Annotated in this window: 21 protein-coding genes and 1 pseudogene; 4 read left to right on the top strand and 18 right to left on the bottom strand. The window is 70.7% G+C overall.

Going from position 1 to position 26,236, the window contains the following annotated elements; translation table 11 throughout:
- Window positions 1-160: 160 nt before the first annotated feature.
- The 8 genes from A5481_RS20965 to A5481_RS20930 all read right to left on the bottom strand — a co-directional run bounded on the left by A5481_RS20965 (window position 161) and on the right by A5481_RS20930 (window position 10,546).
- On the bottom strand, window positions 161-1,135 hold the full coding sequence (locus tag A5481_RS20965) for an HpcH/HpaI aldolase/citrate lyase family protein (RefSeq protein ID WP_048435700.1): 975 nt from the start codon (window positions 1,133-1,135) through the stop codon (window positions 161-163).
- Between the two features lie 184 nt (window positions 1,136-1,319).
- Window positions 1,320-4,067, bottom strand: a complete 2,748-nt coding sequence (locus A5481_RS20960; protein WP_048435701.1) for a phosphoenolpyruvate carboxylase — start codon at window positions 4,065-4,067, stop codon at window positions 1,320-1,322.
- Window positions 4,068-4,216: 149 nt separating this feature from the next.
- Window positions 4,217-5,116 (bottom strand): succinate--CoA ligase subunit alpha, encoded by a 900-nt coding sequence (sucD, locus tag A5481_RS20955; RefSeq protein WP_064504273.1) that lies wholly within the window; start codon window positions 5,114-5,116, stop codon window positions 4,217-4,219.
- Between the two features lie 12 nt (window positions 5,117-5,128).
- A complete protein-coding gene (locus A5481_RS20950; protein ID WP_064504272.1) occupies window positions 5,129-6,298 on the bottom strand; it encodes a malate--CoA ligase subunit beta in 1,170 nt (389 codons plus the stop codon).
- Between the two features lie 128 nt (window positions 6,299-6,426).
- A complete protein-coding gene (fchA, locus tag A5481_RS20945) occupies window positions 6,427-7,056 on the bottom strand; it encodes a methenyltetrahydrofolate cyclohydrolase (RefSeq protein WP_064504271.1) in 630 nt (209 codons plus the stop codon).
- Window positions 7,056-7,916 (bottom strand): NADP-dependent methylenetetrahydromethanopterin/methylenetetrahydrofolate dehydrogenase, encoded by an 861-nt coding sequence (locus A5481_RS20940; RefSeq protein ID WP_425350195.1) that lies wholly within the window; start codon window positions 7,914-7,916, stop codon window positions 7,056-7,058. The genes fchA and A5481_RS20940 overlap by 1 nt, the downstream gene beginning before the upstream one ends.
- 83 nt (window positions 7,917-7,999) lie before the next feature.
- Window positions 8,000-8,938, bottom strand: coding sequence for a D-2-hydroxyacid dehydrogenase (locus tag A5481_RS20935; RefSeq protein ID WP_064504269.1), 939 nt, complete (start codon window positions 8,936-8,938; stop codon window positions 8,000-8,002).
- Between the two features lie 420 nt (window positions 8,939-9,358).
- The gene (locus tag A5481_RS20930; protein ID WP_048434210.1) at window positions 9,359-10,546 is read right to left on the bottom strand and encodes an aminotransferase class V-fold PLP-dependent enzyme; all 1,188 of its coding nucleotides are present in this window, start codon (window positions 10,544-10,546) and stop codon (window positions 9,359-9,361) included.
- Window positions 10,547-11,161: 615 nt separating this feature from the next.
- Here A5481_RS20930 and A5481_RS20925 point away from each other — a divergent pair.
- Both A5481_RS20925 and A5481_RS20920 read left to right on the top strand, forming a co-directional pair.
- Window positions 11,162-11,425 (top strand): hypothetical protein, encoded by a 264-nt coding sequence (locus tag A5481_RS20925; protein ID WP_048434209.1) that lies wholly within the window; start codon window positions 11,162-11,164, stop codon window positions 11,423-11,425.
- 80 nt (window positions 11,426-11,505) lie between these two features.
- On the top strand, window positions 11,506-11,796 hold the full coding sequence (locus tag A5481_RS20920; RefSeq protein WP_048434208.1) for a hypothetical protein: 291 nt from the start codon (window positions 11,506-11,508) through the stop codon (window positions 11,794-11,796).
- Between the two features lie 42 nt (window positions 11,797-11,838).
- Here the strand turns inward: A5481_RS20920 and A5481_RS20915 are convergent, their stop codons facing one another.
- From A5481_RS20915 to A5481_RS20890, 6 genes are all read right to left on the bottom strand, one after another.
- Window positions 11,839-12,633, bottom strand: coding sequence for an ATP12 family chaperone protein (locus A5481_RS20915; protein WP_048434207.1), 795 nt, complete (start codon window positions 12,631-12,633; stop codon window positions 11,839-11,841).
- 43 nt (window positions 12,634-12,676) lie between these two features.
- Window positions 12,677-13,339, bottom strand: a complete 663-nt coding sequence (locus tag A5481_RS20910) for an HAD-IA family hydrolase (protein WP_048434206.1) — start codon at window positions 13,337-13,339, stop codon at window positions 12,677-12,679.
- A 55-nt stretch (window positions 13,340-13,394) separates the two neighbouring features.
- Window positions 13,395-13,817 (bottom strand): hypothetical protein, encoded by a 423-nt coding sequence (locus A5481_RS35355; protein ID WP_048434205.1) that lies wholly within the window; start codon window positions 13,815-13,817, stop codon window positions 13,395-13,397.
- Window positions 13,818-13,988: 171 nt separating this feature from the next.
- The gene (locus tag A5481_RS20900; RefSeq protein ID WP_048434204.1) at window positions 13,989-15,575 is read right to left on the bottom strand and encodes an RluA family pseudouridine synthase; all 1,587 of its coding nucleotides are present in this window, start codon (window positions 15,573-15,575) and stop codon (window positions 13,989-13,991) included.
- A gap of 204 nt (window positions 15,576-15,779) precedes the next feature.
- A complete protein-coding gene (locus A5481_RS20895; RefSeq protein ID WP_048434203.1) occupies window positions 15,780-16,607 on the bottom strand; it encodes a ParA family protein in 828 nt (275 codons plus the stop codon).
- Window positions 16,608-16,732: 125 nt separating this feature from the next.
- Complete coding sequence (locus A5481_RS20890) at window positions 16,733-18,049, bottom strand: replication-associated recombination protein A (RefSeq protein WP_048434211.1); 1,317 nt, start codon at window positions 18,047-18,049, stop codon at window positions 16,733-16,735.
- 193 nt (window positions 18,050-18,242) lie between these two features.
- On the opposite strand from A5481_RS20890, the gene A5481_RS20885 reads away from it, so the two are divergent.
- The gene (locus tag A5481_RS20885; protein WP_048434202.1) at window positions 18,243-19,292 is read left to right on the top strand and encodes a hypothetical protein; all 1,050 of its coding nucleotides are present in this window, start codon (window positions 18,243-18,245) and stop codon (window positions 19,290-19,292) included.
- Between the two features lie 171 nt (window positions 19,293-19,463).
- Here the strand turns inward: A5481_RS20885 and A5481_RS20880 are convergent, their stop codons facing one another.
- The 4 genes from A5481_RS20880 to dnaK form a co-directional block, all read right to left on the bottom strand.
- Window positions 19,464-20,603, bottom strand: a complete 1,140-nt coding sequence (locus A5481_RS20880) for a hypothetical protein (RefSeq protein ID WP_048434201.1) — start codon at window positions 20,601-20,603, stop codon at window positions 19,464-19,466.
- A 912-nt stretch (window positions 20,604-21,515) separates the two neighbouring features.
- Complete coding sequence (locus A5481_RS20875; RefSeq protein WP_048434200.1) at window positions 21,516-22,157, bottom strand: class I SAM-dependent methyltransferase; 642 nt, start codon at window positions 22,155-22,157, stop codon at window positions 21,516-21,518.
- A gap of 165 nt (window positions 22,158-22,322) precedes the next feature.
- A complete protein-coding gene (gene dnaJ / locus A5481_RS20870) occupies window positions 22,323-23,498 on the bottom strand; it encodes a molecular chaperone DnaJ (RefSeq protein WP_048434199.1) in 1,176 nt (391 codons plus the stop codon).
- A 155-nt stretch (window positions 23,499-23,653) separates the two neighbouring features.
- Window positions 23,654-25,573, bottom strand: a complete 1,920-nt coding sequence (gene dnaK, locus A5481_RS20865; protein WP_048434198.1) for a molecular chaperone DnaK — start codon at window positions 25,571-25,573, stop codon at window positions 23,654-23,656.
- Window positions 25,574-26,043: 470 nt separating this feature from the next.
- Here dnaK and A5481_RS32675 point away from each other — a divergent pair.
- Window positions 26,044-26,236 (top strand): annotated as a pseudogene (locus tag A5481_RS32675) (hypothetical protein); the annotation flags it as partial.

The raw sequence follows: 26,236 nt of genomic DNA, 5'->3' as shown, positions 1-26,236 counted from the left end.
GCCGCGGAGGCGGCCACGGGGACCCGCTTGCTTCAGGCGTATGACATTGGACTGTTTCTGCCGTATGCGAGTGCGTGCGTCGTTTGTGCACGGCGGGCAGGCCTGCTCTCCCGCAGGCGCGGGACGGCGCGACGTCTCACCGCGCGCCGCCTCGGCGTGGTCAGGCGCGGGCCATCGCGTCGGCCTTGCCGATCAGCGCCTCGGCCATGCGGATCGACGCGATGTCGATGAGGCGCCCGTCGAGCGAGACGGCGCCGCGGCCGGCCCTGGCCGCCTCCTCCATCGCCGCCAGGATGCGCCGCGCCTTGGTCACCTCGGCCTCGCTCGGGGTGAAGACCTCGTTGGCGAGATCGATCTGCGAGGGGTGGATCGCCCACTTGCCCTCGAAGCCGAGGGCCGCGCAGCGCCGTGCCGCGGAGCGGTAGCCGTCCGGATCGGAGAAGTCGCCGAACGGCCCGTCGATCGGCCGCAACCCGTAGGCGCGGCAGGCGACCAGCATCCGGTTCTGGGCGAACAGCCAGGGGTCCTGCCAGTGGGTCTGGCGCCCCCCCGTCTCGTCCTTGTCGGTCAGCACCGAGTAGTCCGGGTTGACGCCGCCGATCACGGTCGAGCGGGCACGCAGCGAGGCGGCGTAGTCGGCGACGCCGAACGACATCGCCTCGAGCCGCTTCGAGGACTGGGCGATCGCCTCGACATTGGCCATGCCGAGCGCCGTCTCGATCAGCACCTCGAAGCCGATCTTCTTCTCACGGCGCTTGGCCTGCTCGATCTGGGTCACCAGCACGTCGATGGCGTAGACGTCCTGCGGCACGCCGACCTTCGGGATCAGGATCATGTCGAGGCGCGGGCAGGCCTCGACGATGTCGATCACGTCGCGGTACATGTAGTGGGTGTCGAGGCCGTTGATGCGGATCATCATCGTCTTCGTGCCCCAATCGATCTCGTTGAGGGCCTGGACGATGTTCTTGCGCGCTTGCTCCTTGTCGTCGGGCGCGACCGCGTCCTCGAGGTCGAGGAAGATCACGTCGGCGGTGGATTTCGCCGATTTCTCCATGAAGGTCGGGTTCGAGCCGGGCACCGCCAGCTCGGAACGGTGCAGGCGCGGCGTGGCTTGCTGGACGAGGGTGAAGCTCATTTCGGGTTTCCTCCTGGGGATCATTTGGCGGTCCGTCGGGGACGGACGCAACGTGGCGGAAGGTGGGGGGCCGGTGGGTTAGGAGCGGCGCGGGCTTTTTCCCCTCCCCCCTTTTGCCGGACAGACCTGCCGCCCACTGGGAGAACAGGATTGGTGCCTCGTCCGGCGATCGGGCATGACACTCTCACCCCGTCGCCCCGAACCCGGTCGCGACGCAGTTGATCGACAGGAGCAGGGCCGATTTCAGCGTCTCGCGCTCGGCCTCGTCGGTCTCGGCCCGGAAGCGGCGCAGCAGATCGACCTGCTCGCGGCTGACCTGGTTGAGCACCGGCAGCCGCTCGCTGAGCCGCCCGCGATAGAGCGGGAACCGCTCGGCGAGGCTGCGGGCACCGCTCACCTCCAGCGCCATGGCGCAGGTCAGCCGGTACTCGGCCTCGATCATCGCGAAGATCGCCTCGCGCGCGCCCTCGTCCGGACACAGGCCGGCGAAGTCGCGGGCGAGCCCGAGATCGACCGTCAGCAGGGTCTTCTCGACCTCGTCCATGATCAGGCGGAACAGCGGCGAGCGCTCGAACATCCGCCGCAGCAGCCGCCGGCCGGCCTCGCCGCGCACGTCGAGGAGGCTCTTCAACCCGCTGCCGACCCCGTACCAGCCGGTGATGCCGTGCCGGTTCTGGCTCCAGGCGAAGACCCAGGGGATCGCCCGCAGGTCGGCGAGGCTGCGGGCGCCGAAGCGGCGGGCCGGGCGCGAGCCGATGTTGAGGAGCGCGATCTCGTCGAGCGGGCTCGCGGCGCCGAAATAGGTCACGAGGTCCGGATGCGTCAGGAGCCGCACGTAGGCCGCCCGCGAGGCGCCGGACAGGGCCTCCATCACGTCGTCGAATTCGGGGCTGGCCGCCGGGACCCCGCCGGCGGCGCCGTCGAGGGCGTGCGCCAGCACCGCCGAGGCCAGCAGCTCCATCTGGTAGGCGGCGGTGCCGCGGTTGGCGTACTTGAACGACACCACCTCGCCCTGCTCGGTGGTGCGGAACCGGCCCCGGATCGAGCCCGGCGGCTGGGCGGCGATCGCCCGGGCGGTCGGCGCGCCGCCGCGGCTGACCGAGCCGCCGCGGCCATGGAAGAACGCGATGCCGATCCCCGCCTGCTCGCCGACCTGGGTGAGCAGCCGCTGCGCCTTGGCCAGCTCCCAGTTCGAGGCGACGAAGCCGCCGTCCTTGTTCGAATCGGAGTAGCCGATCATCACTTCCTGCACCCCGCCCTGCTGGCGGGCGGAGCGGCGCACGACCGGGACCTTGAGCAGCGTCCGCATGATCGCGGGGGCGGCGCGCAGGTCGTCGATGGTCTCGAACAAGGGCACGATCGGCAGCGGGCAGACCTCGATCCCGGCCGCATCGAGGAAGACTCCCGCCGTTTTCGCCAGCAGGTAGACGCCGAGGATGTCGGGGACCGAATGGGTCATCGACAGCACGAAGGACCCGAAGGCCTCGCGGTCGAGGCTGCCGCGCATCTCCGCCACCAGCCGGAAGGTCGCGAGCGTCTCCTGCGCCTCCTCGGGCAGGCCGGAGATGTCCGACGGGCCGTCGAGGGGACGCGCGAGCTCGGCCTCGAGCCAGGCGGTCCAGGCCGGAGCGTCGACGTCCGGCGGCTCGCCATCGCGCATCCGGCGCCACAGGGCCTGGAGCGCCCGGGTGGTGCGGGTGGTGTTCTCGCGGATGTCGAGGCGCACGGTCGAGAAGCGGAAGATCTCGACCATCCGGCGCACCGGGCGCACCCGGTTGGCGGACAGCGACGGGCAGCCGGCCTCGGATAGGCCTTGCTCCAGGGCGCGCAGGTCGGCGATCAGCAGGTCGGCATCGCCGTAGCCGGGACCGGTCGCCTCGGGCCCGGATTCGTCGTCCAGCCCGGCCATCGTCGCGTCGAGGCGCCGGCTCAGGCAGGTCAGGAACTGGCGATAGGGCTCGCCGGGGTTGCGCCGCGCGATCGCCTCACCGTCCGGCTGGAGCGCGAGCTGGTCGGCGAGCGCCGCCGCGAACTCCTCCGGAACCGGAAGCGCACGGGCGCTGATCGACAGGGTGCGGGCGAGCCCGGCGATCCCGTCGCGGTAGCGGGTGAGGCTCGCGCGCGCGTTGCGCCGCAGGGTGCGCCGCGTGACCTCGGCGGTGACGAAGGGGTTGCCGTCCCGGTCGCCGCCGATCCACGAGCCGAACTGGAAGAAGGCCGGCACCTCGAACCGGGTGCCCGGATAGGCGGCCTCCAGCGCCTCCTCGAGCGAGCCGAGGGTCTCGGGCAGCATCTCGAACAGCGTCTCGTCGAAGAAGTGCAGGCCCCAGGCCACCTCCCTGTCGACGGTCGGCTTCTCGAGATGCAGCTCGCCGGTCATCCAGACCAGCTCGACCTCGTCGCGCAGGTCGTTCATCAGGGCCTGGCGCTCGCGCTCGGTCCAGCGCGGCATCTCCAGTTCCTTCAGGATCAGGTAGATGCGCCGGAACTTCTCCAGCACCGTGACCCGCTTGGCCTCGGTCGGGTGCGCGGTGAGCGTCGGGCGCACGCGCAGCGAGTCGAGGAGGTCGTGGACCGCCTGCGCCGGCACGCCCTGCGCGGCGGCCCGCGCCAGGACGGCGCTGAACGAGTTCTTCAGCCGGTCGCGGCCGGCATTGCGCTCGACGTGGCGGCGCCGGCGCATCGCGGTGTTCTGCTCGGCGATCGCGATCAGCTGGAACCAGATGCCCTGGACCTGCAGCGCCCGCGCCGTCAGCTCCGGCGACAGCCCGGCGATGTCCGCCTGGCCGCGCAGGACCGCCTCCAGCTCCGGCTGGTGGCGCCGGCAGACATCCACCAGCGAGCGGAACAGCACGTCGAGGGCGACGCGGTCCTCGGTGCCGGAGATCAGCGGCGGGACGAAGGGCGTGTCGGGAACGGGAGTGTGGATCATCGGGGGCTCCCCGTGGGGGTCGAGGGAGTTTCCCTCCCCCTTGTGGGGAGGGGTCAGGGGTGGGGGTGGTGCAGGAGGCACCGCCTCGCTTTACGCGGCACCACCCCCACCTCCGGCTCCTCCCCACAAGGGGGAGGAGAGAGGGAGCATCACGCCGCCTTGCGGTGCTGCGCCATCACCTGCGCCATGGTCGTCCCGAAGGCGCCGGGGCTCGGGGCCACGGTGAGACCGTAGGAGCGCATGATCTCGGCCTTCTCGCCCGCGCTGTCGCCGGCCGCCGAGATGATCGCGCCGGCATGCCCCATCTTGCGGCCCTTCGGCGCCGTGAGGCCGGCGACGAAGCCGACCACCGGCTTCTTCATGTTCTGCTGGATCCAGGCCGCGGCCTCGGCCTCCTGGGGACCGCCGATCTCGCCGATCATCAAGACCGCGTCGGTGTCCGGGTCCTCCTCGAACAGGGCGAGGTGGTCGAGGAAGGACGAGCCGTTGATGGGATCGCCGCCGATGCCGACCGAGGTCGAGATGCCGAGGCCCACCGCCTTCATCTGCGCCGCGGCCTCGTAACCCAGCGTGCCGGAGCGCGAGATCACCCCGATATTGCCCTTGAGGTAGATGTGGCCCGGCATGATGCCGAGCATCGCCTTGCCGGGCGAGATGATGCCGGCGCAGTTGGGCCCGACCACCATCGGCCGGCGCTCCCGGGGGTAGCGCCGCAGGTAGCGCTTGACCCGCATCATGTCCTGGGCCGGGATGCCGTCGGTGATCGAGCAGATCAGCCGGATGCCGGCATCCGCCGCCTCCATGATGGCGTCGGCGGCAAACGGCGGGGCCACGAAGGTGATGCTGGCTTCAGCCCCCGTCTCCTGCACCGCCCGGCGGACGGTGTCGAAGACCGGCACGCCGTGCTCGGTGCGGCCGCCCTTGCCCGGGGTGACGCCCGCGACGACGTTCGAGCCGTACTCGACCATCTCGCGGGCGTGGAAGCTGCCCTTGTCCCCGGTGATGCCCTGGACCAGGATCCGGGTCGTCTCGTCGATCAGGATGCTCATCGGGCGTCCCCCTCAGTTCTTGGCGCGGATGGCGGCCACGGCTTTCTCCGCGGCCTCCGTCAGGGTGTCGGCGGTGATGAGGTCGAGGCCGCTCTTCTCGAGGATCGCCTTGCCGGCCTCGACGTTGGTGCCGGCGAGCCGCACCACCAGCGGCACGCCGATCTTCACCTCGCGGGCGGCCTGGACGACGCCCTCGGCGATCCAGTCGCAGCGGTTGATGCCCGCGAAGATGTTGACCAGGATCGCCCGCACGTTCGGGTCCGACAGGACGAGGCGGAAGGCGGTGGCGACCCGCTGCGGCGAGGCGCCGCCGCCGACATCGAGGAAGTTCGCCGGCTCGCCGCCGGCGTGCTTGATCATGTCCATCGTCGCCATGGCGAGGCCGGCGCCGTTGACGATGCAGCCGATCTCGCCGTCGAGGCCGATGTAGTTCAGGTTGTGCTCGGCGGCCTGGGCCTCGCGCGGGTCGCTCTGCGAGGGATCGTGCATGTCGGCGATCTGGCGGCGCCGGAACAGGGCGTTGTCGTCGAACGACATCTTGGCGTCGAGCGCCAGCACCCGGTCGTCGCGGGTCACGACCAGCGGGTTGATCTCCAGCATCACGGCGTCGCAATCGCGGAAGGCGCGATAGGCGCTCATGATCGTCTTCACGGCGGCGCCGACCTGCTTGATGGTGAGGCCGAGCTGGAAGGCGAGTTCGCGCGCCTCGAAGGGCTGCAGGCCGACCGCCGGTTCCACCACCACCTGCAGCAGCGCGTCGGGATCGGTCGCGGCGATCTCTTCGATGTCCATGCCGCCGGCCTTGGAGGCGACGACCCGCACCCGCTCGACCTTCCGGTCGAGGACGATGCCGAGATAGAGCTCGCGCTCGAACGGGTCGGCGGTCTCGATGTAGACCCGCTGCACCGGCTTGCCCTCGGGGCCGGTCTGGTGCGTGACGAGGCGGCGGCCGAGGAGGTCGTTGGCCGCGTCGCGGACCTCGTGGGTGGTGCGGCAGAGGCGGATGCCGCCGGCCTTGCCGCGGGCGCCGGCATGAATCTGCGCCTTCACCGCCCAGTGCCCGCCGCCGAGCTCGGTCGCGGCGTAGACCGCCTGGTCGGGGCTGAACGCCACGGCCCCCTTCGGGATCGGCACGCCGAAGCTCGCGAGCAGCTCCTTGGCCTGGTACTCGTGCACGTCCATGGCGTCCTCCTGTCGTGTGGGCAAAGGCTTCCCGTTCCGGGCGCGAGGGGTTCCCTCGCGCCCGGCTGAAAAGCGCGGTGCGTTGATTTGAGAATGTCGCCCGGCGACTTCGCCGGGCGCGCCGACCGTCAGGTCAGCTTCGACTTCACCAGCCCGTAGACCCGCTCGGTCACGGCGTCGGCGCCGTCCAGCGCCCGGGCGAGGTCGGCGAGGCGGCCGTCCGCGAAGATCCGGTCCTCGATCGCCTTGGCGTTGACGTAGACGTTGAGGGCGGCGCTGCGCAGGCCGGCCTGGGCCGCCAGCACGGCGACGCCGGCATCGCTGACCACGTTGAGGTTGCCGCGCTCGGCGATCCCCTCGCACAGGTCGATCACCGCCCGGCAGGTCTTCGCGCAGGCGAGCGGCACGTCGGTGGCGAGCCGCAGGGCGTCCTGGATGGCGGCCGCGCGGGCCGCCTTCTCGTCGTCGCTCGCCTTCGGCAGCCCGTAGGCGCCCATCACCGCGTCGAACGCCGTCACGTCCTCGGCGATCATGCCGGTGAGCTCGGCCCGCAACGCCTCGGCGCGGTCGCGGGTCGCGATCATCTCGGCCTCGACCTCGGCATACTTCTTCTTGCCGATGGTGAGGTTGCAGACCATCGAGACCAGGGCGGCCCCCATGGCGCCGGAGATCGCCGCGGCGCCGCCGCCGCCCGGGGTCGGGCGCTCGCTCGCGAGCGCGTCGAGGAAGCCCGGGATCGTGTCCTCGTCCTTCGCCATCACGCCATCTCTTTCGCGAGCGCGTAGATCTCTTCCGCGTCGAGGACCAGCTCGCTGCTCTCGAACAGCTTGGCGACGCAGGCCCGGTGCAGCTTCAGCTTCAGGCCACCGATGCCCAGCGCCCCGAACACGGTCTTGCCGTGGCGCTCCTTGCCCTTGTCGGTCGCCTCGATCCCGCCGAAGCCGAGCGGCGGCTGCGCGTTGTAATCGCCCAGGAAGGCGAGGTCCTTGGCCGCGCTCCACTGCGCCTCGGAGGCGAGTTCGAGCCCGATCGCGCCGGCGGCGAAGGCCACGTCGGCCTCGGCGAGCGCCGCGCCGCGGGATTCGGCATCCGCCGTCTCGATCGCCCGGATCTCGACCTTGAAGCGGGCCTCGATGGTCTTGGCAGCCTCCTGCGCCTTGGCGAGGTTGCGCCCGGCGAGCGTGACGGTCGCGCCCTCCTTGGCGAGGAGCGCCGCCGAGCGCATGCCGACCGGGCCGGTGCCGGCGAGCACCACGGCGCGCTTGCCCTGGAGCGAACCCGCCGCCTTGGCGACCAGCGCCACGCCCGCCGCGGCGGTGGTGTTCGAGCCGTTGGAGTCGAGCATGCACGACACCCGGAACGGGCCGAAGAAGCGCTTGCGCACCGCCTTGAACACCGCCTCGCCGGCCGCCATGCTGCCGCCGCCGACGAAGATCGCGGTCGATTTCTTCTCCGCGCCGCCGCGGGTGTAGATCGTGCCGTCGACCAGCGCCCCGACATTCTCAGGGGTCACATTGGGGTAGCCGGTGATGATGTCGGCGCCGCCGTCATAGCCCACCACCACGTCGAACACGCTGGGCATCGGGTCGGTATCGAACTGGAACAGAAGCTTCTTCATCGTCATCCTTTCCGCCGCGGGCCTTCCGGCCGACGCGGGGCAATCCTTCGAGGTGCGGGAGCGGGTTAGCGCCCCCGCTCGTCCTACTCCACCACGTTCTGCGGCCGGCCGGCCACGAAGGCCTCGATGTTGTCGACGACCTGGTCGGCGAGGATCTGCATCGCCTGTTTGCTCGCCCAGGCGACGTGGGGGGTGATGATGAGGTTCGGCAGGTCGAGGGCGAGCAGCGGGTTGTCGTCCCGCGGCGGCTCGGAGGTCAGAACGTCGAAGCCGGCGCCGCCGATCGTGCCGGCGGTCAGGGCTTCCGCCAGCGCCGCCTCGTCGACGAGGCCGCCGCGGGCGGTGTTGATCAGGATCGCGTCGCGCTTCATCCGCGCCAGCTCGTCCCGGCCGATCATGTTGCGGGTCTCCGGCGTCAGCGGCGCGTGCAGCGTGATGACGTCGCTCTCGCGGATGATCGTGTCGAGGTCGACGAGGCCCGGTTGGGGCATCACGTCGTAGGCGATTACCCGCATGCCCAGCGCCTCGGCCCGCTGGCCGATCGACTTGCCGAGCGCGCCGTAGCCGACGATGCCGAGCGTCGAGCCGGCCACGTCCCGGATCGGGTAATCGAAGTAGCAGAAGTGCCGCGCCCTGCCCCAGTCGCCGCGCCGGACCGAGTTGGCGTAGGGCACGATCGCCCGTCGAAGCGCGAAGATCAGCCCGATCACGTGCTCCGGCACGGTGTTGAAGGCGTAGTTGCGGATGTTGACGACGGTGATGCCGCGGGACTTGGCGAAGGCCTTGTCGACCACGTCGGTACCGGTGGCCGCGACCGCGATCAGCTTCAGGTCGGGCAGCTGGCTCAAGGTCTCCTCGCGCATCGGCACCTTGTTGACGATGGCGATGTCGGCACCCTTCAGCCGTTCCACGATCTCGTCGGGCGCCGTCACCGCGTGCTCGACGTACTCGTGCGGAAAGCTCGGGGGCCGCAGGGTCGCATCCAGGGTCTCGCGGTCGAGGAAGACGATGCGGTGGGACATGGTCGGGCGGTCTCCGGCGGTCTTTTCGTAAGTCCCGCTCTCGGGGCGGGCCGCGACTTCATGGCATGGCGGGCCGGATCCCGGCAGCCGGTCTAAGGGACGGGGCACCCTTTTCCCCCTCCCCCGCAGAGGCAGGGCTGTCCGGGGAAAATTGGATGGCGCGCCTCCCCTCTCCCGTGTGGGAGAGGGGTCGGGGGTGAGGGTGCTACGGTCCCGAGTCGAACTCCGAACGTCCCGCTGCCAGCACGACGGTCAGAGCTTTACACGGATGCGTGTCACCCTCACCCCTACCCCTCTCCCACACCTTGCAGCGATACCGGGCAAGCCCGGCATCGCCTGGAGAGGGGATCCCGCGCTTTTTTCTCGAGGGGATTTTTCCCGCACAGCGCTGCCGCAGAGAGGGAGGGAAACCCCCGAGCCTCACCCCTCCCGCGTATTCCGGAAGTGCTCCGTCGCCGCGGCGACGCCGCTGCCGGGGGTGATGCGGATGCCGGCATCCTGCATCGCCATCTCGACGCCGGCCAGCGCGCCGAGCAGCATCAGCTCGTTGAGGTCGCCGATATGGCCGATGCGGAACAGCTTGCCCGCCACCTGCGAGAGGCCGGCCCCGAGGGCGAGGTTGTAGCGGCGATAGGCGATGTCGATGACCTCGGCGCCGTTGATCCCCTCCGGCACCATCACGGCGCTCACCGTATCGGAGTGCCATTTCGGCTCACGGGCGCAGAGCGTCAGGCCCCAGGCCTTCACCGCCGCGCGGGTGCCGTCGGCGAGCCGGCGGTGGCGGGCGAAGATCGCCTCCAGCCCCTCGTCCTCGACGCAAGCCAGCGCCTCGCGCAGGCCGTGGAGCATCGGCACGGACGGCGTGTAGGGGAAGTAGCCGGTGGCGTTGGCCTTGGCCTGGTCGTTGAAGTCGAAGTAGACGCGCCGGCACTCGGCGGTCTTGGCGGCGTCCAGCGCCCGCTTGCTGACGCAGACGAGGCCGAGGCCCGCCGGCAGCATCAGGCCCTTCTGCGAGCCGGTGATGGCGCAATCGACCCGCCACTCCTCGGCCCGGAAGTCGATGCTGCCGATCGACGACACGCCGTCGACGTAGAGCATCGCCGGGTGGTTCGCCGCGTCGATCGCCTTGCGCACCGCGCCGATATCGGAGGTGACGCCGGTGGTGGTCTCGTTGTGGACCACCAGCACCGCCTTGATCCGGTGCTCGCGGTCGGCCCGCAGGGCCTCCCCGATCCGCTCGGGGTCGGCGCCGGTGCCCCATTCCTCCTCCTGGACCTCGACGTCGAGGCCGACGCGGCGGGCCATGTCGATCCACAGCGTGCTGAACTGGCCGTAGCGCGGCGCCAGTACCCGGTCGCCGGGCGAGAGCGTGTTGGTGAGCGCCGCTTCCCAGGCGCCGGTGCCGGTGGAGGGGAAGAGGAAGACCTGGCCCTCGCGGGACTTGAAGATCTTCTTGGTCTCCTCGAACAGCGGCAGCGTCAGCGCGGGGAAGGCCGAGGAGCGATGATCCTCGGACGGCACGATCATCGCGCGCTGGACCCGATCCGGGATGTTGGTCGGACCCGGAACGAAGAGGAAGTTGCGTCCCGGACGTCTCGATCCAGCCATGGTGTCTCCTCCAGCCCTGTGGGCTTTGAGTCCGAGCGGTGTCGCCGCCCGTCTCGTGAACCGGTTGCGCGTCTCCGGCCGCCGCAGCGGCGCCGACAAGTCCTGCCTGCAAGGCTCGGCGTGCAAGCCTCGGCGAGAAGTCTCGGCGTGAAAGCGGGGCGGGACGCGAGAGTCGGACCGTGCGACCCGAAGATCATCCGGCGGCATGCCGCCGCCCGTCATCCCGGGTCGCCCTGTCGAGATCGACTATGCGAGCGCGTGTCCCGGAAGGAAAACTGAAAAAACTGAGACCCGTCTTCAAAAAATTCGAATGCGCGCCGGCAGCTCGGCCAAAAGGGGTAGGCGCCTGCGCCTTCCGCCGCAACGGCCCAGTCGATGCTTTGCCGTATCGGCAGTATTGCTCAGAAAAGCCGCAAACCTTATCGAATGTGATCAGCAGTTCCGATCACGCCGGATATGCATCGGCTCCAAGAAGCAGCGGATCGGAACCGGGGGAGGCCGTTCATGATTGCGAGCAGCGTGGGCTCCGGGTTCACACGCGCAGGGGCCGGCCGCGCCGAGATCGACCGAGCCGAGTCCACTCGTGCGGAGTCGACTCGAGCCTGGCCGCGGACGGTGCGGCGCTGGCCGACCTACAACCTGTTTCGTCGGCGCGAGGAGCCGGACCTGGTCTGCGCGGTGCCGAACGACTTCCCGGTGCCGGCCTTCGTCAGCGGCGAAGCCTGGACCTATGCCGGCAGCATCAGCTCGCCGTCCGAGGCGCCGCCCGGCTTCGCGTCCGAGATGGCGGAGCGCGGCGCCGAGACCTGCGGCTTCCACTTGTTCCACCAGCTGCCGGACACCTCGGTGCCGGTGCAGGCGTGGCGCGCCGCCGGATAAGCTTTTGCTTTCGGCGAGAACCGGAACCGGGGTTCGCGCATTGTCCAGCCAAGACATGCTTCAGCACCGGAGACCCGGAGATGCTTCTCAAGACCGTCATCGCGGCCGGCCTCGTCGTGGCTTGCTCCGCCGCCGCCCGCGCCGAGGGCACCAGCCTCGACCAGGCCGGCATCCCGGCCCTCGACGTGCCGGGCTTCGCCGCGAGCGTGCCGGCCGGCATGCCGCTCTTCGCCGCCCTGCCCCAGATGGCGCCGGGCGCCGAGGTGAACGTGCGCGGCATCGACACCAGCGGTCTCGTCGCCTTCGGCTCCTCCGTGCCGTCGGCGATAGACCCGAACGCCGACATCGCCACCGGCTCGCTGGCGAAATGAGCGATCGAGGCCGGGGCGCCCCGCCCCGGCCGTCTCGGGCGCTCAGGCTTCCGCGCTGAGTGCCGCAACCCGTGCCGCCGCCTCGAACTCGGCCCGCCGCGTGCCCAGGCGCGCCTCGGCCTCCGCGTCCCGGCCCCAGACCTCCGCCTGGAAGGTCTCGTCGACATGCGCGGCGCTCCACCCCTCCTGCGGGGTCAGGCGGCCGTGCAGGACGGCGAGCGCGATCAGCAGCGAGCCGGTGAGGGTCGTCATCGAGTGCAAGGCGGCGAGCGCCGTCGGGCTCTCCACCGCCTCGACGGCGCGGCGCAGGGCCTGCAGCGACGCCTCCGGCTGGGTGACGTGCATCACGCCCTCGCTCAGCACGAACCGGGCGCCCAAGCTCTCGTGGGCCCAGGCGAGCACCGGGTCCCAGGCCGCGGCCTGCGCCGTCACCAGGCGCGCCGGGTCGCCGGCCCGGTAGACGACGAGATCGGTGCCGGCATAGGCCGAGAGATCGTCGACCACCGCATCCCGCCGCTCGGCCACCCCGTCGAGGGCCGAGTTGACGAGGCGGGTGAGCGGCATCCGCGCCGGGTCGATGAACTCCTCCTGCGCCCCCCATTCCTCGGCGAGCGCCGCGGCGAGGCCGGCCTGCGGCACCGCGAGGCGGCGCCGAGCCGGGGTATGGGCCGGGCGCCCGTCGAGGACGAGGCGGTAGCCGTCCTCGGCCGGCGCGACGCCGGCCTGCGTGTAGAAGCGCTTGGGCAGCGCGGGCTTCGCCGATTGGCGGGCGGCGCGGACCGGGTCGGACGAAGCCTCCGGATCCCCGAGCCAGTCGCGGGTCACGTCGTTGGTCATGGCGGAAAGATAGGGCCTCGGGACCGTGGTTGCGAGGCGGTCGTCAGGCGACCGCGATCCGTTCCATCAGGGCGGCCTCGAGCGCCGGCATGCTGTCCATCACCGCGTGGGCGCCGGCATTCCGCAACGCCTCGACGGTGTGGTAGCCCCAGGCGACGCCGAGCGCCCCGACCTGGGCGCCACGCGCCATCACCATGTCGTAGGTCGTGTCGCCGATCATCACCGTGCGGGCCGGCTCGGCGCCGGTCTCGGCCATCGCCTGTTCCAGCATCGCCGGGTGGGGCTTCGAGGGGGCGTCGTCGGCGGTCTGCACCGTGGCGAACCACCCCTCCCAGCCGTGGACCGCCACCAAGTGGTCGACCCCACGGCGGGACTTGCCGGTGGCGATGCCGAGTTGCACCGCGGGCTCGCGGTTGAGCCGGGCGAGCAGAGCGGCGACGCCGGGAAACAGCGTCTCGCGGATCTCTGCCCGGGCCCGCATGCGGCCGAAGGCCTGCTTGTAGGCCTCCGACAGGGCGACCACCGGCCCGTCGGCGCCGACGAGCGCCGTGAAGGCCTGGGGCAGCGACAGCCCGACCACCGACAGCGAGCGCTCCCGCGTCGGCGCCGGCAGCCCCACGGCGGCGAAGGCCTCGCCTTGCGCCGCCACGATCATGTGCTGGCTGTCGACGAGGGTGCCGTCGACGTCGAAGACGATCAGGAGCATGGGTGTTCGGGCCGCCTCGTTGCGCGCCGGTCGAGACCCGGCCCGCGCGCGGCCCTCAAGGCTGCTTGGTGCGGGCCGGCTGGCCCGGCTGGATGCGCTCATAGCCCAGGCGGCAGCGGATCAGGAAGCGGCGCCGTGCGCCGCCGTGCAGGCTGCGCCGCTGCGAGGCGCGGTTGCAGGCAGCGTAGCTCGGCCGGCGCCGCCGGGGCGTCGCGGCGCGCTCGGGTGCGGCCGGCCGGGCGGCCGGCGCGCCGCCCTCGGCGGGGGCCGTGCCACGGCCCTCGTGGCGTCCCCCGTCCTGACGACCGTCCTGCCTGCCGTCCTGCCTGCCTTGGGCGGGCTTGCCGTCTGGGCGCGCGGCCGGCACCGCCGGGGCGGCGGCGGGCACCGGTTCCGTGGCGGCGGGGGTCTGGGCCTGCGCCGTCCCGAGGGCGAGGAATCCGATCAGGCCGAGGCTGGCGAGCGCGGCGGGTCTCATCTGGCTTGTCTCACTCCCGATGGGCCGCTGAGCCCGCGCTGGCGCCGTGGCCGCGACGGCCGATCCTGAGAATAAGGCGCGCGGGCGTCCTGCCAAGGCCCTCCTCGCCCGGGGATTCCTCCCCAGGGGCAGCAAGGCCCGTGGAGGGAGAGGCTCCCGCCGCCCGCCGCGTCACGCCTCCGGCGCCTCCACGATCGGGTCGTAGCGCGCGGCGTCGAAGCCGAGGAGGTTCCAGCTCTGCGCCATGTGGGGCGGCAGCGGCGCCGTCACGTCGATCGGCTTGGCGGTGCGCGGATGCGGGATCACGATGCGCCGGGCGAGGAGGTGCAGGCGGTTCTGCAAGCCCCCGGGCAGCTCCCAGTTCTCGATGTCGAAGTACTTGGGATCGCCGACCAGCGGGTGGCCGATATGGGCCGCGTGGGCGCGCAGCTGGTGGGTGCGGCCGGTGACCGGCTTCAGCGACAGCCAGGCGAGCTTCTGCCCGGCCTGGTCGACCACGGCGTAGTAGGTGAGGGCGTGGCTCGCGCCCTCGTCGCCGTGCTGGGCGACCCGCATCCGGGAATCGGCCTCGCCGACCTCCTCCCGGGCGAGGTAGGTCGAGATCCGGCCCTGGCGCACCTTCGGCACCCCGGCGGCGAGCGCCCAGTAGATCTTGCGCGCCGCCCGCGACCGGAAGGTCTTGGCGAGCGTCGCGGCGGCGAGCCGGGTCTTGGCGATGATGAGGCAGCCGGCCGTGTCCTTGTCGAGGCGGTGGACGAGGCGCGGCTTCTGGCCGTCCTTGTCGCGCATCGCCTCGAGCAGGCCGTCGACGTGGCGGGTGGTGCCCGAGCCGCCCTGCACCGCGAGGCCGAACGGCTTGTTGAGCACCATCATGTCCTGGTCCTCGTAGAGGATCAGGGAGCGCAGGAAGGCAAGGTCGCCTTCCGCCCGGGGCGATCCCGGGGCCGGGGCGCGCACCTCGAGGCTCAAGGGCGGCACCCGCACGCTGGCGCCGGGCTCGACCCGGTCGGCGGCCTTGGCGCGCTTGCCGTTCACCCGCAGCTCGCCCTTGCGCACCAGGCTCTGGATGCGGGTGAAGGGTAGTTGCGGGAAGCGGGCCGAGAGGAAGCGGTCGATCCGCATCCCGGCCTCGTCCGGCGTCACCTCGAGCGTCTGCACCCCGGTGGCCAGCGCCTCGGAGGTCGCCTCGCGCAGGGCCCGGCGGGTCGGGGGCTTGGATGACGAAGCCTTGGTCTCCGGGGGATTGCGGTGCGGGGCCTCGCCGGCCTCGCGCCGCTCGTCCCGACCCTCCTGCCGGCGCGGACGGGCCGGCGGACGATCCTCCGGAGCGCTGCGAGGCGCCCGGTCCGCCGCCGCGCCGGTGCGCGGCCGGTCGGATCTGGGTTTTTCCGATCTCGGCTTGTCGAAGCCAGGCTTGCCGAATCCGGACTTGGACGCCGATCCGGCCGGCGTGCGAGCCGGCGCCTCGTCCCGCTCCCAGGGCGAGGCGTCGCTCGTGTCTCGGCCGAAGGCGGGGCGGGCGGGCGTGGCGTTGCCGGGAGCCGGCGTGGCGAGCGCCCATTTGCCGGAACCCGATTTGCCGGCACCGGACCTGCCGGGCGCGGCCCGGTTGGAGACCACCAGGCCGGCGGCGCGCTCGGCGGCGTCGCGGGCGGTGTTGCGCGGTCCGGTGCGGACCCGCGGCGGGCGGCTCGAGGCGGATCCGCCCGAGCCGGTCCGCGACCGCCCGGAACCGCCGCGATGGGGAGGCTTCGTCATGCGGCGGCTCGTAGCACCCGCAAGCCCTTCCGTCACGCCCGACGCCTCGCCCCGGCGGCGATTCGTGCATCCGTCGCGTCCGGTTCCGGATGTCGGGCCCCCGCGGCGTCAGGCCCAAGAGGGGCCAGGAGCAAGAGGGGCCAGGAGCAAGAGGGGCCAGGAGCAAGAGGTGTCAGGAGCAAGAGGTGTCAGGAGCAAGAGGTGTCAGGCCCAGGAGCAGGAGGTCCGGGCAAATCCCTCGCTGCGCCCGGGCGCGTCGGCGCCGGCGGCCTGTACGAGGCCGAAGCGCTGGACGAGGTCGTCGGCGAGCGCGGCGAAATCGGCCGCGGCGCGGGCGTTGGGGCGGCAGCGCCGCAGCGGCTGGCGCCGGGCGAAGGCCTCGCTCACCGCCACGTCGACGCGCACGCCCCGGACCATCTGGTCCGGCCCGAAGCCGGCACGCAGCTGGGCCAGGGTGTCCTTCTCGACGTTGGTGCGCAGGTCGATCCGCATCGGCGCGATGGCGAGGCCGAGCGGCGCGGCGCGGAACCGCAGCATCGTCTCGTGGAACGAGCGGGCGAACTGGCGCACGCCGTCGAGCCCGAGCGGGTCGAGGGTGGTGGGGACGACCACGCCGCTGCTCGGCAGGAGGGCGCAGATCATCACCGCCCGGGCGGAGGGCGGCACGTCGATCAGGACGAGGTCGTAATCCGGCAGCAGCGGCGCCAGGGCCGTCTCGAGGCAGCGGCCGTCGTCGTGGCCCATCTGCCCGTCGAAGCCGCGGTCGGCCGGGATGATCGCGACGCCGTCCTCGTCCGTCGGCTGCACCGCCCCGTCGAAGCCGCCGCCCCGGCGGCGCAGCGGCGTGTGGGCGTTGGGCAGGCCGAGCTCGGCCAGCGCGCCGAAGCCGAGCCCGCTATGGCCCTGGGGGTCGAGGTCGACGACGAGCACCCGGAAACCCCGGCTGCCGAATTCCGCCGCCAGGTTGACGGTCGCCGTCGTCTTGCCGGTGCCGCCCTTGCAATTGGCGATCGAGAGGATGCGCGCCGTCATCACAGCTCCCGGCCGGTCGAGACACGATGCGGGCCATCATGCGGAGCGGTGACCCTCGGTCACAAGGGCGCCGGAGGGCGCCGCGACGCTTCCCGCGACTTTCCCGCGGGACCGTCACCCGATCGTCACACCCCGTCGCGCCCGCGGGATTTCCGCGCCTCCTCCCACCAGTCCAGCCGCTCGGCGATGCGGCGCTCGAAGCCCCGGTCGGTCGGCGCGTAGAACTGCTGGCGGCCGAGGCGCTCCGGCCAGTAATCCTGGCCCGAGAAGGCGTCGGGCTCGTCGTGGTCGTAGCGGTAGCCCTCGCCGTAGCCGAGCCGGCGCATCAGCTTCGTCGGCGCGTTGAGGATGGTGCGGGGCGGCGGCAGCGAGCCGTGCTCCTTGGCGGCCCGGGTCGCGGCCTTGTAGGCGGTGTAGACCGCGTTCGATTTCGGCGCCGTCGCGAGGTAGACCGCCGCCTGCGCCAGGGCGAGCTCGCCCTCCGGCGAGCCGAGGAAGTCGAACGCCTCCTTGGCGGCGTTCGCCACCGCCAGGGCCTGCGGGTCGGCGAGCCCGATATCCTCGACCGCCATCCGCACCAGCCGGCGGGCGATGAACAGCCGGTCCTCGCCCGCGTCGAGCATCCGGCAGAGATAGTACAGGGCGGCGTCCGGGTCCGAGCCGCGGATCGTCTTGTGCAGCGCGGAGATCAGGTTGTAGTGGCCCTCCTGCGCCTTGTCGTAGACGGGGGCCCGGCGCTGGATCAGCTCCTGCAGCAGCGCGGCGTCGAGGGTCTCGCCGGGGCCGGCGGAGCGCCAGACCTCCTCGGCGAGCGTCAGGGCCGCCCGCCCGTCGCCGTCGGCCATCCGCACCAGGACCGACCGGGCCTCGGCGTCGAGGGGCAGGGTCCGCCCGGTCACCGCCTCGGCCCGGTCGAGGAGCTTGGCGATCGCCGCCTCGTCGAGGGCGCGGAACACCAGCACCCGGGCGCGGGAGAGAAGCGCGGCGTTGAGCTCGAAGGACGGGTTCTCGGTGGTGGCGCCGACGAGCGTGACGGTGCCGTCCTCGACCACCGGCAGGAAGGCGTCGAGCTGCGCCCGGTTGAAGCGGTGGATCTCGTCGACGAAGAGCAGCGTGCCCCGCCCCGCCGCCCGCCGGGCCCGGGCGGCCTCGAACACCTTGCGGAGCTCCGCGACGCCGGAGAAGATCGCCGAGATCTGCTCGAAATGCAGGTCGGTCTCGCCGGCGAGCAGGCGGGCCACCGTGGTCTTGCCGGTGCCGGGCGGTCCCCACAGGATCAGCGAGCCGAGGTTGCGCCCGCGGATGAGCCGGGTCAGCGCACCCCCCTCCCCCGTCAGGTGCTCCTGTCCCACCACCTCGGCGAGGGCCGTCGGCCGCAGCAGGTCGGCGAGGGGGCGGGGAGCGTCGCGGTCGAGGCCCGCGGAGGCGAACAGGTCGGACATGACCCGCATCAACACCGGCCGGGCCCGCGGCCGCAAGAGCGCGCCCGCCGCCGCCCACCGCGCTCCCGGCATATGCCGCCGCCCGGGTGATCTCGCGCCGCGAAGCTGCTAGCCTGCCGTCGGGATCTCCCCGGGGGTCGCGCCCATGCGCCGGCGCGCTTGCCGGGACCCGGTCTTCGGCCTAGCAAGCAGCATGCGATTCAACTTCAACGTCGTCGGCCCGGCGAGCTTCGACCTCTGGATCGCGCCCGACGACATGCGCCGCACGCCGCGCCTGCGCGTGGTCATGGATCGGACGCGCGAGGTCGTGATCGAGGCCTGGGTCCACTACCCCCAGCTCAAGGAATTCGGCTGGCACGCCCACGGCATCTGCGGGTTCAAGCTCAGCGGCGAGAGCTGCCCCGGCCTCGACCAGGCCGAGCGCTTCGACATCTACGACGGCGACACCAACATCCTGCTCTACCGGCATCGCGCCGGCGCCGCCTATCGCCCGGCCCGCGTGCTCTCGCTCGACTACACGATCAACCAGGACAACCTCGCCCGCGACATGCTCTTCCCGGAATTCGCGATGGCGTATTTCGGAATCCACGACATCCACTTCGACCTGCTGCGCTGCATCATCGACATCAAGTACAGCGACTCGATGCTGCTGCAGGGCAGCCTGCTGTTGAAGCGCTACGAGGACGTGATCCAGACCGGCGAGTACGTGAAGACGATCCTGGTCGTCGATCCCTACGTGGAGCTGGCCAAGCGCATCCTGTGGCTGCGCCGGATGGCGGAGATCGGCAAGGACCCGGCCCAGGGCTGGCGCGTCGACCATCTCCGGGGGCCCAGCGCCTTCGCGGCCGGGCTCGACCTCGGCAGCGTCTCGGCCCTGCGCAAGGGTTTCGACCGCATCGACCTCGAGACCTACGGCTGGCTGGAGAACCCGCTGACCCGCGACCTGTCCTGCACCGTCCCGGGCGAGGCGATGAAGCCCGGCCACTGGATGCTCGCGATCGACGCGCTGTCGCGCTTCCACGTCATCGGCCACCAGCATTTCTGGGGCGCCTACACGGCGATGCTGGCCGACGTGCTGAAGCTCGAAGGCCCCGCCCTGCCCGAGCGCCGGGTGCCCGAGCCTGTCCTGGAGCTCGCCGAGACACTGAGCCGGGTGAAGGCCACGATCGGCCTCGTCGAGATGGACATCAACCTCAGCGACAAGGTCTACACGATCATCGAGAGCCAGTGGGAGAAGGGGTGAGGGGAGAACCGGCCGAGCGTTCCCTGCGGCGTCATATGAAATCCGATTGATCGCTCGGCGATTGCGACGCAATCGCTTTCGCGATGCGGATTTCGACTTCGCTCAAGCGCCACGCGGGCCTACGATACAGTTTCCGGAAGACACCTTCCGGAAACTGTATCATCGACCGAATCACTGCCGCCATGAGTCTCTGAGGCCGCGTTCGAGGACCCGCCGCGCCCAGCCGAGGGCGCCCCCGCGCGGCGGTGCCGGCCGATCGGTCGAGACCTCGAACCGGATGCCGGCGGCCCCGGCCATCTGCCGCCGGGAGCGCCATTGCTTCACCACCTCAGCTCCGTGGTCTCCCAGGCGCGCCACGACGTCCGGCGGGACTTCCCGATCCGTGAACCGGCGCATCGGCGCGATGTAGTCCAGAGTCTGGACGTCGTGCTCCCGCGAGAACAGCAGGTCCAGGCGATAGAGCGGTCCGGTGAAATCGCCCGACGCATTGCCCTCCTCGACATGGGTGACGCGGTAGCGGTACGACCCGTCATCCGGACCGAACGTGTCGCCGTCGGGCACGATGTAGCCGTGCTTGAGGGATGCCAGCGTCACGAATGCGAAGATGCCGTCGAGCACGGCGGACCACGGAACCGGGGTGGCGGCGACGTGAATGTCGCGTCCGATGAAATGACTGGCTCCGACGGTGCGGATCTCGACCTGCTGGCGGCCGTCGGCGCTCGTCCCGCCGTCGAACAGCATGGGATGGATATGGAGCAGGTTGGGGACCGGCTGCGCCGCCAGGACTTCGAACATGTCACCCCGCATCAGCTGGTTGCTCGACGTCCAGTGGACCAGCGTCGCGGCGGTCCGACGATGCGCGATCGTCGAGAGCGTCGCGCATCGCGTCATGCGGGCGATGAGAGCGGGCAGCGACTGACCGGCGAGCGGCATCTCGAGCTTGGCGAGCATGTCCCGGATTTCGGGCGTCGGCGGGAACAGGCCGGCATGCGTCGCCACGAGGATGTGGGAAGTGTGCCGGGCCGCGCGCTCGCGCGCATCCGGCGTCCCTGCTCTCGTGAATGACGACGACAGCGCGGTCTCGAGCACGGACAGGTCGGCTGGCCTGGCGAGATGCTCAATGGTGACCATGATGTCGTCGGTGCCGTAGAGCCGGTAGAAGACACCCGGTTTCGTGTCTGCAAAGACCTTGTACTGCGTGCCGGCCGCATCCTCGACGGCGATGAATTCGCGCACGATCGCGTCGAGGTCAGGGGCGCGATCGCCGCACAGGAGGAGCGCGGCCTGGATCGTATGCGGATAGTCGGTCATGGTCGGTCCTATCTCCGGCAGAACAGGCGCCTGCCGAAACTCGGCGGGGTGGCCGGCATCGCCTGCGTGGTGGGGGATGCTCCGGCGATTCCCGCCCGCCTGCCGGGCCATCGCGGTCAAGGCCTGGCACCAGGTCGGGGTCGGACGGCTCGGCCGGAGGCGGACAGACACTGCCGGCGAACGGGTTGGGATCGATCAATCCCATCGTCCCGTTCCAGACGAAGCGATACAGGTCCCAGGAGCGCGTTCTGGTAGAGCGCTGCGGTAAACAGCAGCTCGATCTGCGTGTCGTGATCAAGCGGCATGAACAATCTCGCAGAGCCGCGCGGTCAAGATGCATGACTTACCTAATTGATATGAATTAAAATAATCATACTAAGTTATATTAAAATGTATATCGAGGTGGTTTATTCGCCCGGAAGCCATCTCTCTCGTCGTAGGGTCGGTCAAGATCGAACATAAATTTTCGCTGTCGCTACGGTGTCAGCTGTATTTATAATAATAATCTAAATTTTCGACGCATCGGGTCGCTGACCAATCTCTAATTTTTAAAATCAAAACAAGATATTGACGAAAATTCGAGAGCGGAACCAAAGATCGGCTCCAACAATCATCGATATAAAGCGATTGAATTGGCTTTGACGAGATTGCTCGAAAAGCTTACGGCATATGCTGATCGAATGCGATCGCAAGTATACTGAAGAGCATCTGCTATCGCCGTTCGCGCCCGTTCCGATGGCATCCCCGCCGGTGGTCGGTGCCAAGGATCGCTCGGCCAGCCCCTGCCGCGCTGGCGCCCGGTCGGGTTCGGGTTTCGCCGACCCGAAAGGGGCACGGTTCGGCCCGCGGTCGCCCCACGGGCGCGAGGGCACCGGGTACAAGGGTTCTGGGCGCGGGGAGCGATCGGCCCCCTCAGGGCCGGCGATACACCCAGACCCGCGCCGGCGGCAGGTTCAGCCACACCTTGTTCGAGCGGCTGGCGGTGTAGGTCGTCGACTTGGCCGGGATCGGCGGCACCACCGCGTAGGTGAACTGCACGAACGGCGCATCCGGGTGCATCAGGTCGTGGACGGCGCCCAGGAGCTCGAGGCGCTGCTCCAGCGGCTTGGTGAACAGCGGCAGGCTCGAGATCGTGGCGCAGGCCGGCTCGTCGACGATGCCCGCGAGCGTCGCCCGGATGTCGTAGGCGTCGCCCTGCAGCACGGTGGCCTTCGGGAAGCGCCGGCGCAGCAGCTTGCAGAAATCCGGGTTGTACTCGACCAGCACCAGCCGCTCCTGGGCGATGCCGCGGCGCACCAGCGCGTCGGTCACCGGGCCGGTGCCGGGCCCGAGTTCGATCACCGGGCCGGTCAGGCGCGGATCGACGTAGGAGGCCATGGTGCGGGCGAGCATCCGGCCGGACGGCGTCACGGCGCCGGTGACCAGCGGCCGCTCGAACCAGGAGCGCAGGAACCGCGCCTCGTCCTCCAGGATATCGCGCTTCTGGGGCCGCGGATGGGGCAGCGGGCTGGTGACCGCGATGGCTTTGGCCCTGGATCGGCGAGGCAAAGGCAAGACCGAAGACCCTTGAACACGCGAAAGAAGTCGGTTGGTGAACGGCTGTCGTTCAAAGGCGCGCCGCCGTCAAGCCTGCCGCGCCCGCCCGGGCCCCGCGAACCGCGCAATCTCCATCGCGCGGGAGAACGCGCAACGGCCGCTCCGGTTCGCGGGCGGGACGGCTCAGGCGCGGCCGGAGCCGCTGAGGCCGTCGAAGAACTCCTTCACCCGGGAGAAGAAGCCGGCGCTCTCCGGGTGGTTGTCGGCCTGCGTGCCGTGGGTGTCGAATTCCTGCAGGAGCTCGCGCTGGCGCTTGGTGAGGTTCTGCGGCGTCTCGACGAAGACCTGGATGTAGAGGTCGCCGACGTCGCGCGAGCGCAGGACCGGCATGCCCTTGCCCTTGAGGCGGAACTGCTTGTTGGTCTGGGTGCCGGCCGGGACCCGGACCGAGGTGTGCGAGCCGTCGATCACCGGCACGGTGATCTCGCCCGAGAGCGCCGCGGTCACCATCGAGATCGGCACGCGGCAGAACAGGTCCGCCCCGTCGCGCTGGAAGAACGGATGCGGCTTGATCGCCAGGAAGATGTAGAGGTCCCCCGCCGGCCCGCCGCGCAGGCCCGATTCGCCCTCGCCGGCGAGGCGGATGCGCAAGCCGTCGTCGACGCCCGCCGGCACGTTGATCGACAGCGTGCGCTCGCGGGTGACGCGGCCGGCGCCCGAGCAGGCCGGGCACGGATCCTCGATGATCTCGCCGCGGCCGTGGCAGGCCGGGCAGGTGCGCTCGATGGCGAAGAAGCCCTGCGCCGCCCGCACCCGGCCGTAGCCGGCGCAGGTCGGGCAGGTCTTGGGCTTCGAGCCCGCCTTGGCGCCCGAGCCGGCGCAGACCTCGCAGGTGACCGAGGTCGGCATCTTGATCGTCTCGGTCTTGCCGGTGAAGGCCTCCTCGAGGCTGATCTCGAGGTTGTAGCGCAGGTCGGCGCCGCGCTCGCGGCCGCCGCCGGGCCGCCCGCCCGCAGCCCCGCCGGGGCGCCCGCCGCCCGGGCCGCCGCGGGCGTCGCCGAAGAACGTGTCGAAGATGTCCGACATGAAGTCGCCGAACTCGTTGCCGAATCCGGGTCCGCCCTGCCCGCCCTGCGAGAAGGCGGCGTGGCCGAAGCGGTCGTAGGCGGCGCGCTTCTGCCCGTCGGACAGGCACTGGTAGGCCTCGTTGAGCTCCTTGAACTTGAGCTCGGCCTCCTTGTCGCCGGGGTTGCGATCGGGGTGGTAGACCATCGCCAGCTTGCGGAAAGCCGACTTCATCTCGCCGTCGGTCGCGGTCCGGGCGACGCCCAGCACCTCGTAGTAGTCGCGCTTCGACATTCCCCGGTCCCCAAACCCGTCCCGCGCCTCACCGGTCGGGCATCGTCCATACAAGTCCGGTCCCCGGCGCCGTCGGGCGGCCGGGGACCGGATCGAGCTTCACATCACTGGGCCGCACGGATCTCAGATCCGTGCGGCAACCTCAAGGCGTGTTTTTACGCCCGCTTCTTCTGGTCCTTGTCGTCGACCTCCTGGAAGTCGGCGTCGATGACGTCGTCCTTCTTCGGCTCGGCGCCCGGAGCCGCACCCGCGGCGGCGTCCGGACCGGCCTGGCTCGCGGCGTACATCGCCTCGCCGAGCTTCATCGAGGCCTGCATCAGGTCGGTGGTACGGGCCTTGATCTGCTCGACGTCCTCGCCGGCCAGCGACTGGCGCAGGGCGTCGATGGCGGTGGTGATCGCGGCCTTGTCGGAGGCCGGGACCTTGTCGCCGTGCTCGGTCACCGACTTCTCGGTGGCGTGGATCAGGCTCTCGCCCTGGTTCTTCACCTCGACCAGCTCGCGGCGCTTCTTGTCGTCGGCCGCGTTGGCCTCCGCCTCCTGCACCATGCGCTGGATGTCGGCGTCGGACAGGCCGCCCGAGGCCTGGATGCGGATCTGGTGCTCCTTGCCCGTCGCCTTGTCCTTGGCCGTCACGTTGACGATGCCGTTGGCGTCGATGTCGAAGGTCACCTCGATCTGCGGCAGGCCGCGCGGGGCCGGCGGGATGCCGACGAGGTCGAACTGGCCGAGCAGCTTGTTGTCGGCCGCCATCTCGCGCTCACCCTGGAAGACCCGGATGGTGACCGCGTTCTGGTTGTCCTCGGCCGTCGAGAACACCTGCGACTTCTTGGTCGGGATGGTGGTGTTGCGGTCGATGAGCCGGGTGAACACGCCGCCGAGCGTCTCGATGCCGAGCGACAGCGGGGTCACGTCGAGGAGCAGCACGTCCTTGACGTCGCCCTGGAGCACGCCGGCCTGCACCGCGGCGCCGATCGCCACGACCTCGTCCGGGTTGACGCCCTTGTGGGGCTCCTTGCCGAAGAAGGCCTTCACCTGCTCCTGAACCTTCGGCATGCGGGTCATGCCGCCGACCAGGACCACCTCGTCGATCTCGGCCGCCGTGACGCCGGCATCCTTGAGCGCCTTGCGGCACGGCTCCATGGTGCGCTGCACCAGGTCGTCGACCAGCGACTCGTACTTGGCGCGGCTGAGCTTGAGCGCCAGGTGCTTCGGGCCGCTCGCGTCGGCGGTGATGTAGGGCAGGTTGATCTCGGTCTGGGTCGCCGAGGACAGCTCGATCTTCGCCTTCTCGGCGGCCTCCTTGAGGCGCTGGAGGGCGAGCTTGTCCTTGGTCAGGTCGATGCCCTGCTCGCGCTTGAACTCGGCCGCCAGGTACTCGACGATGCGGTTGTCGAAGTCCTCGCCGCCCAGGAACGTGTCGCCGTTGGTCGACTTCACCTCGAACACGCCGTCGCCGATCTCGAGGATCGAGACGTCGAAGGTGCCGCCGCCGAGGTCGTAGACCGCGATCAGGCCGGCCTTCTTCTTGTCGAGGCCGTAGGCGAGCGCCGCCGCGGTCGGCTCGTTGATGATGCGCAGCACCTCGAGGCCGGCGATCTTGCCGGCATCCTTGGTCGCCTGGCGCTGGGCGTCGTTGAAGTAGGCCGGGACGGTGATGACCGCCTGGGTGACCGGCTGGCCGAGATACGACTCGGCGGTCTCCTTCATCTTCTGCAGCGTGAAGGCGGAGATCTGCGACGGCGAGTAGGACTTGCCGTCCGCCTCGACCCAGGCGTCGCCGCCGCTCGAGCGGGTGATCTTGTAGGGAACGAGCCCCTTGTCCTTCTGCGTCATCGGGTCGTCGTAGGTCCGACCGATGAGGCGCTTGATGGCGAAGAAGGTGCGCTCGGGGTTCGTCACCGCCTGGCGCTTGGCCGGCTGGCCGACGAGCCGCTCGCCGTCGTCGGTGAAGGCGACGATCGACGGGGTGGTGCGCGCGCCTTCCGCGTTCTCGATGACCTTGGGCTGCGTGCCTTCCATCACGGCCACGCAGCTGTTGGTGGTGCCAAGGTCGATGCCGATCACTTTACCCATGGTGGGATCCCTCGTTGGTGTTTTTTAAGCAGACCGCCGAGCCCCGAAGCAGCTCGGCCCATGGCGGTACTTGTCAAAGGTTTGAGCCGGGGCGGGCCGGACCGGACCGCGCTTCGCCGGGAACCCGGCGAGCGGGGGCGTTGCCCGCGCCGAGCGGGATATAAGAAGGCGGTTTCGGAGCCGCAAGGCGAGCCGGGCCGTGCCGCGCACCGGGAATCGGGCCTCGCGCGGCGGTTCTGTGTCCCGATCGTTGCCGGAGCGTCCGCCGCCCGCGCCCGGCCGTCCGCACGAGGCGGCCGGGCGCGGGCGGGATGCCGTTCCCGGAGCCCCTCCCCGGCCCCCCTCCTTGCGGCCAAGCCGCCACGACAATGTTGCGGCCTTGCCACGCCCGTGCCACGGACCGCATGCTAGGACCGTGCGGGAGGTTTCTCCCGTTGCCTGTGTCCCCCGTCGCCTGCGCCTGGAGCCTGATGCAGCCCGTTCGCCCCTCCTCCCGCCCGGTGGCCCTGCCGGTTCTGGCGGCCCTGCCCCTCGCGGCGGTCCTGATGGTGGCGCCGGCCCCGGCTTCGGCCCAGTCGTTCCTCGAGGAGCTGTTCGGCATCGGCCGCGCCGCGCGCCCGCCGGTGCCGCCGGCCGCGGTGCCGGGCGGCCGGGGCCCGGGCG

Origin of the sequence: Methylobacterium platani, from assembly GCF_001653715.1 — a bacterium.
Lineage (GTDB): Bacteria > Pseudomonadota > Alphaproteobacteria > Rhizobiales > Beijerinckiaceae > Methylobacterium > Methylobacterium platani.
The sequence above is the reverse complement of the archived record's forward strand: the minus strand, read 5'-3'. Positions and strand labels throughout refer to the sequence as shown.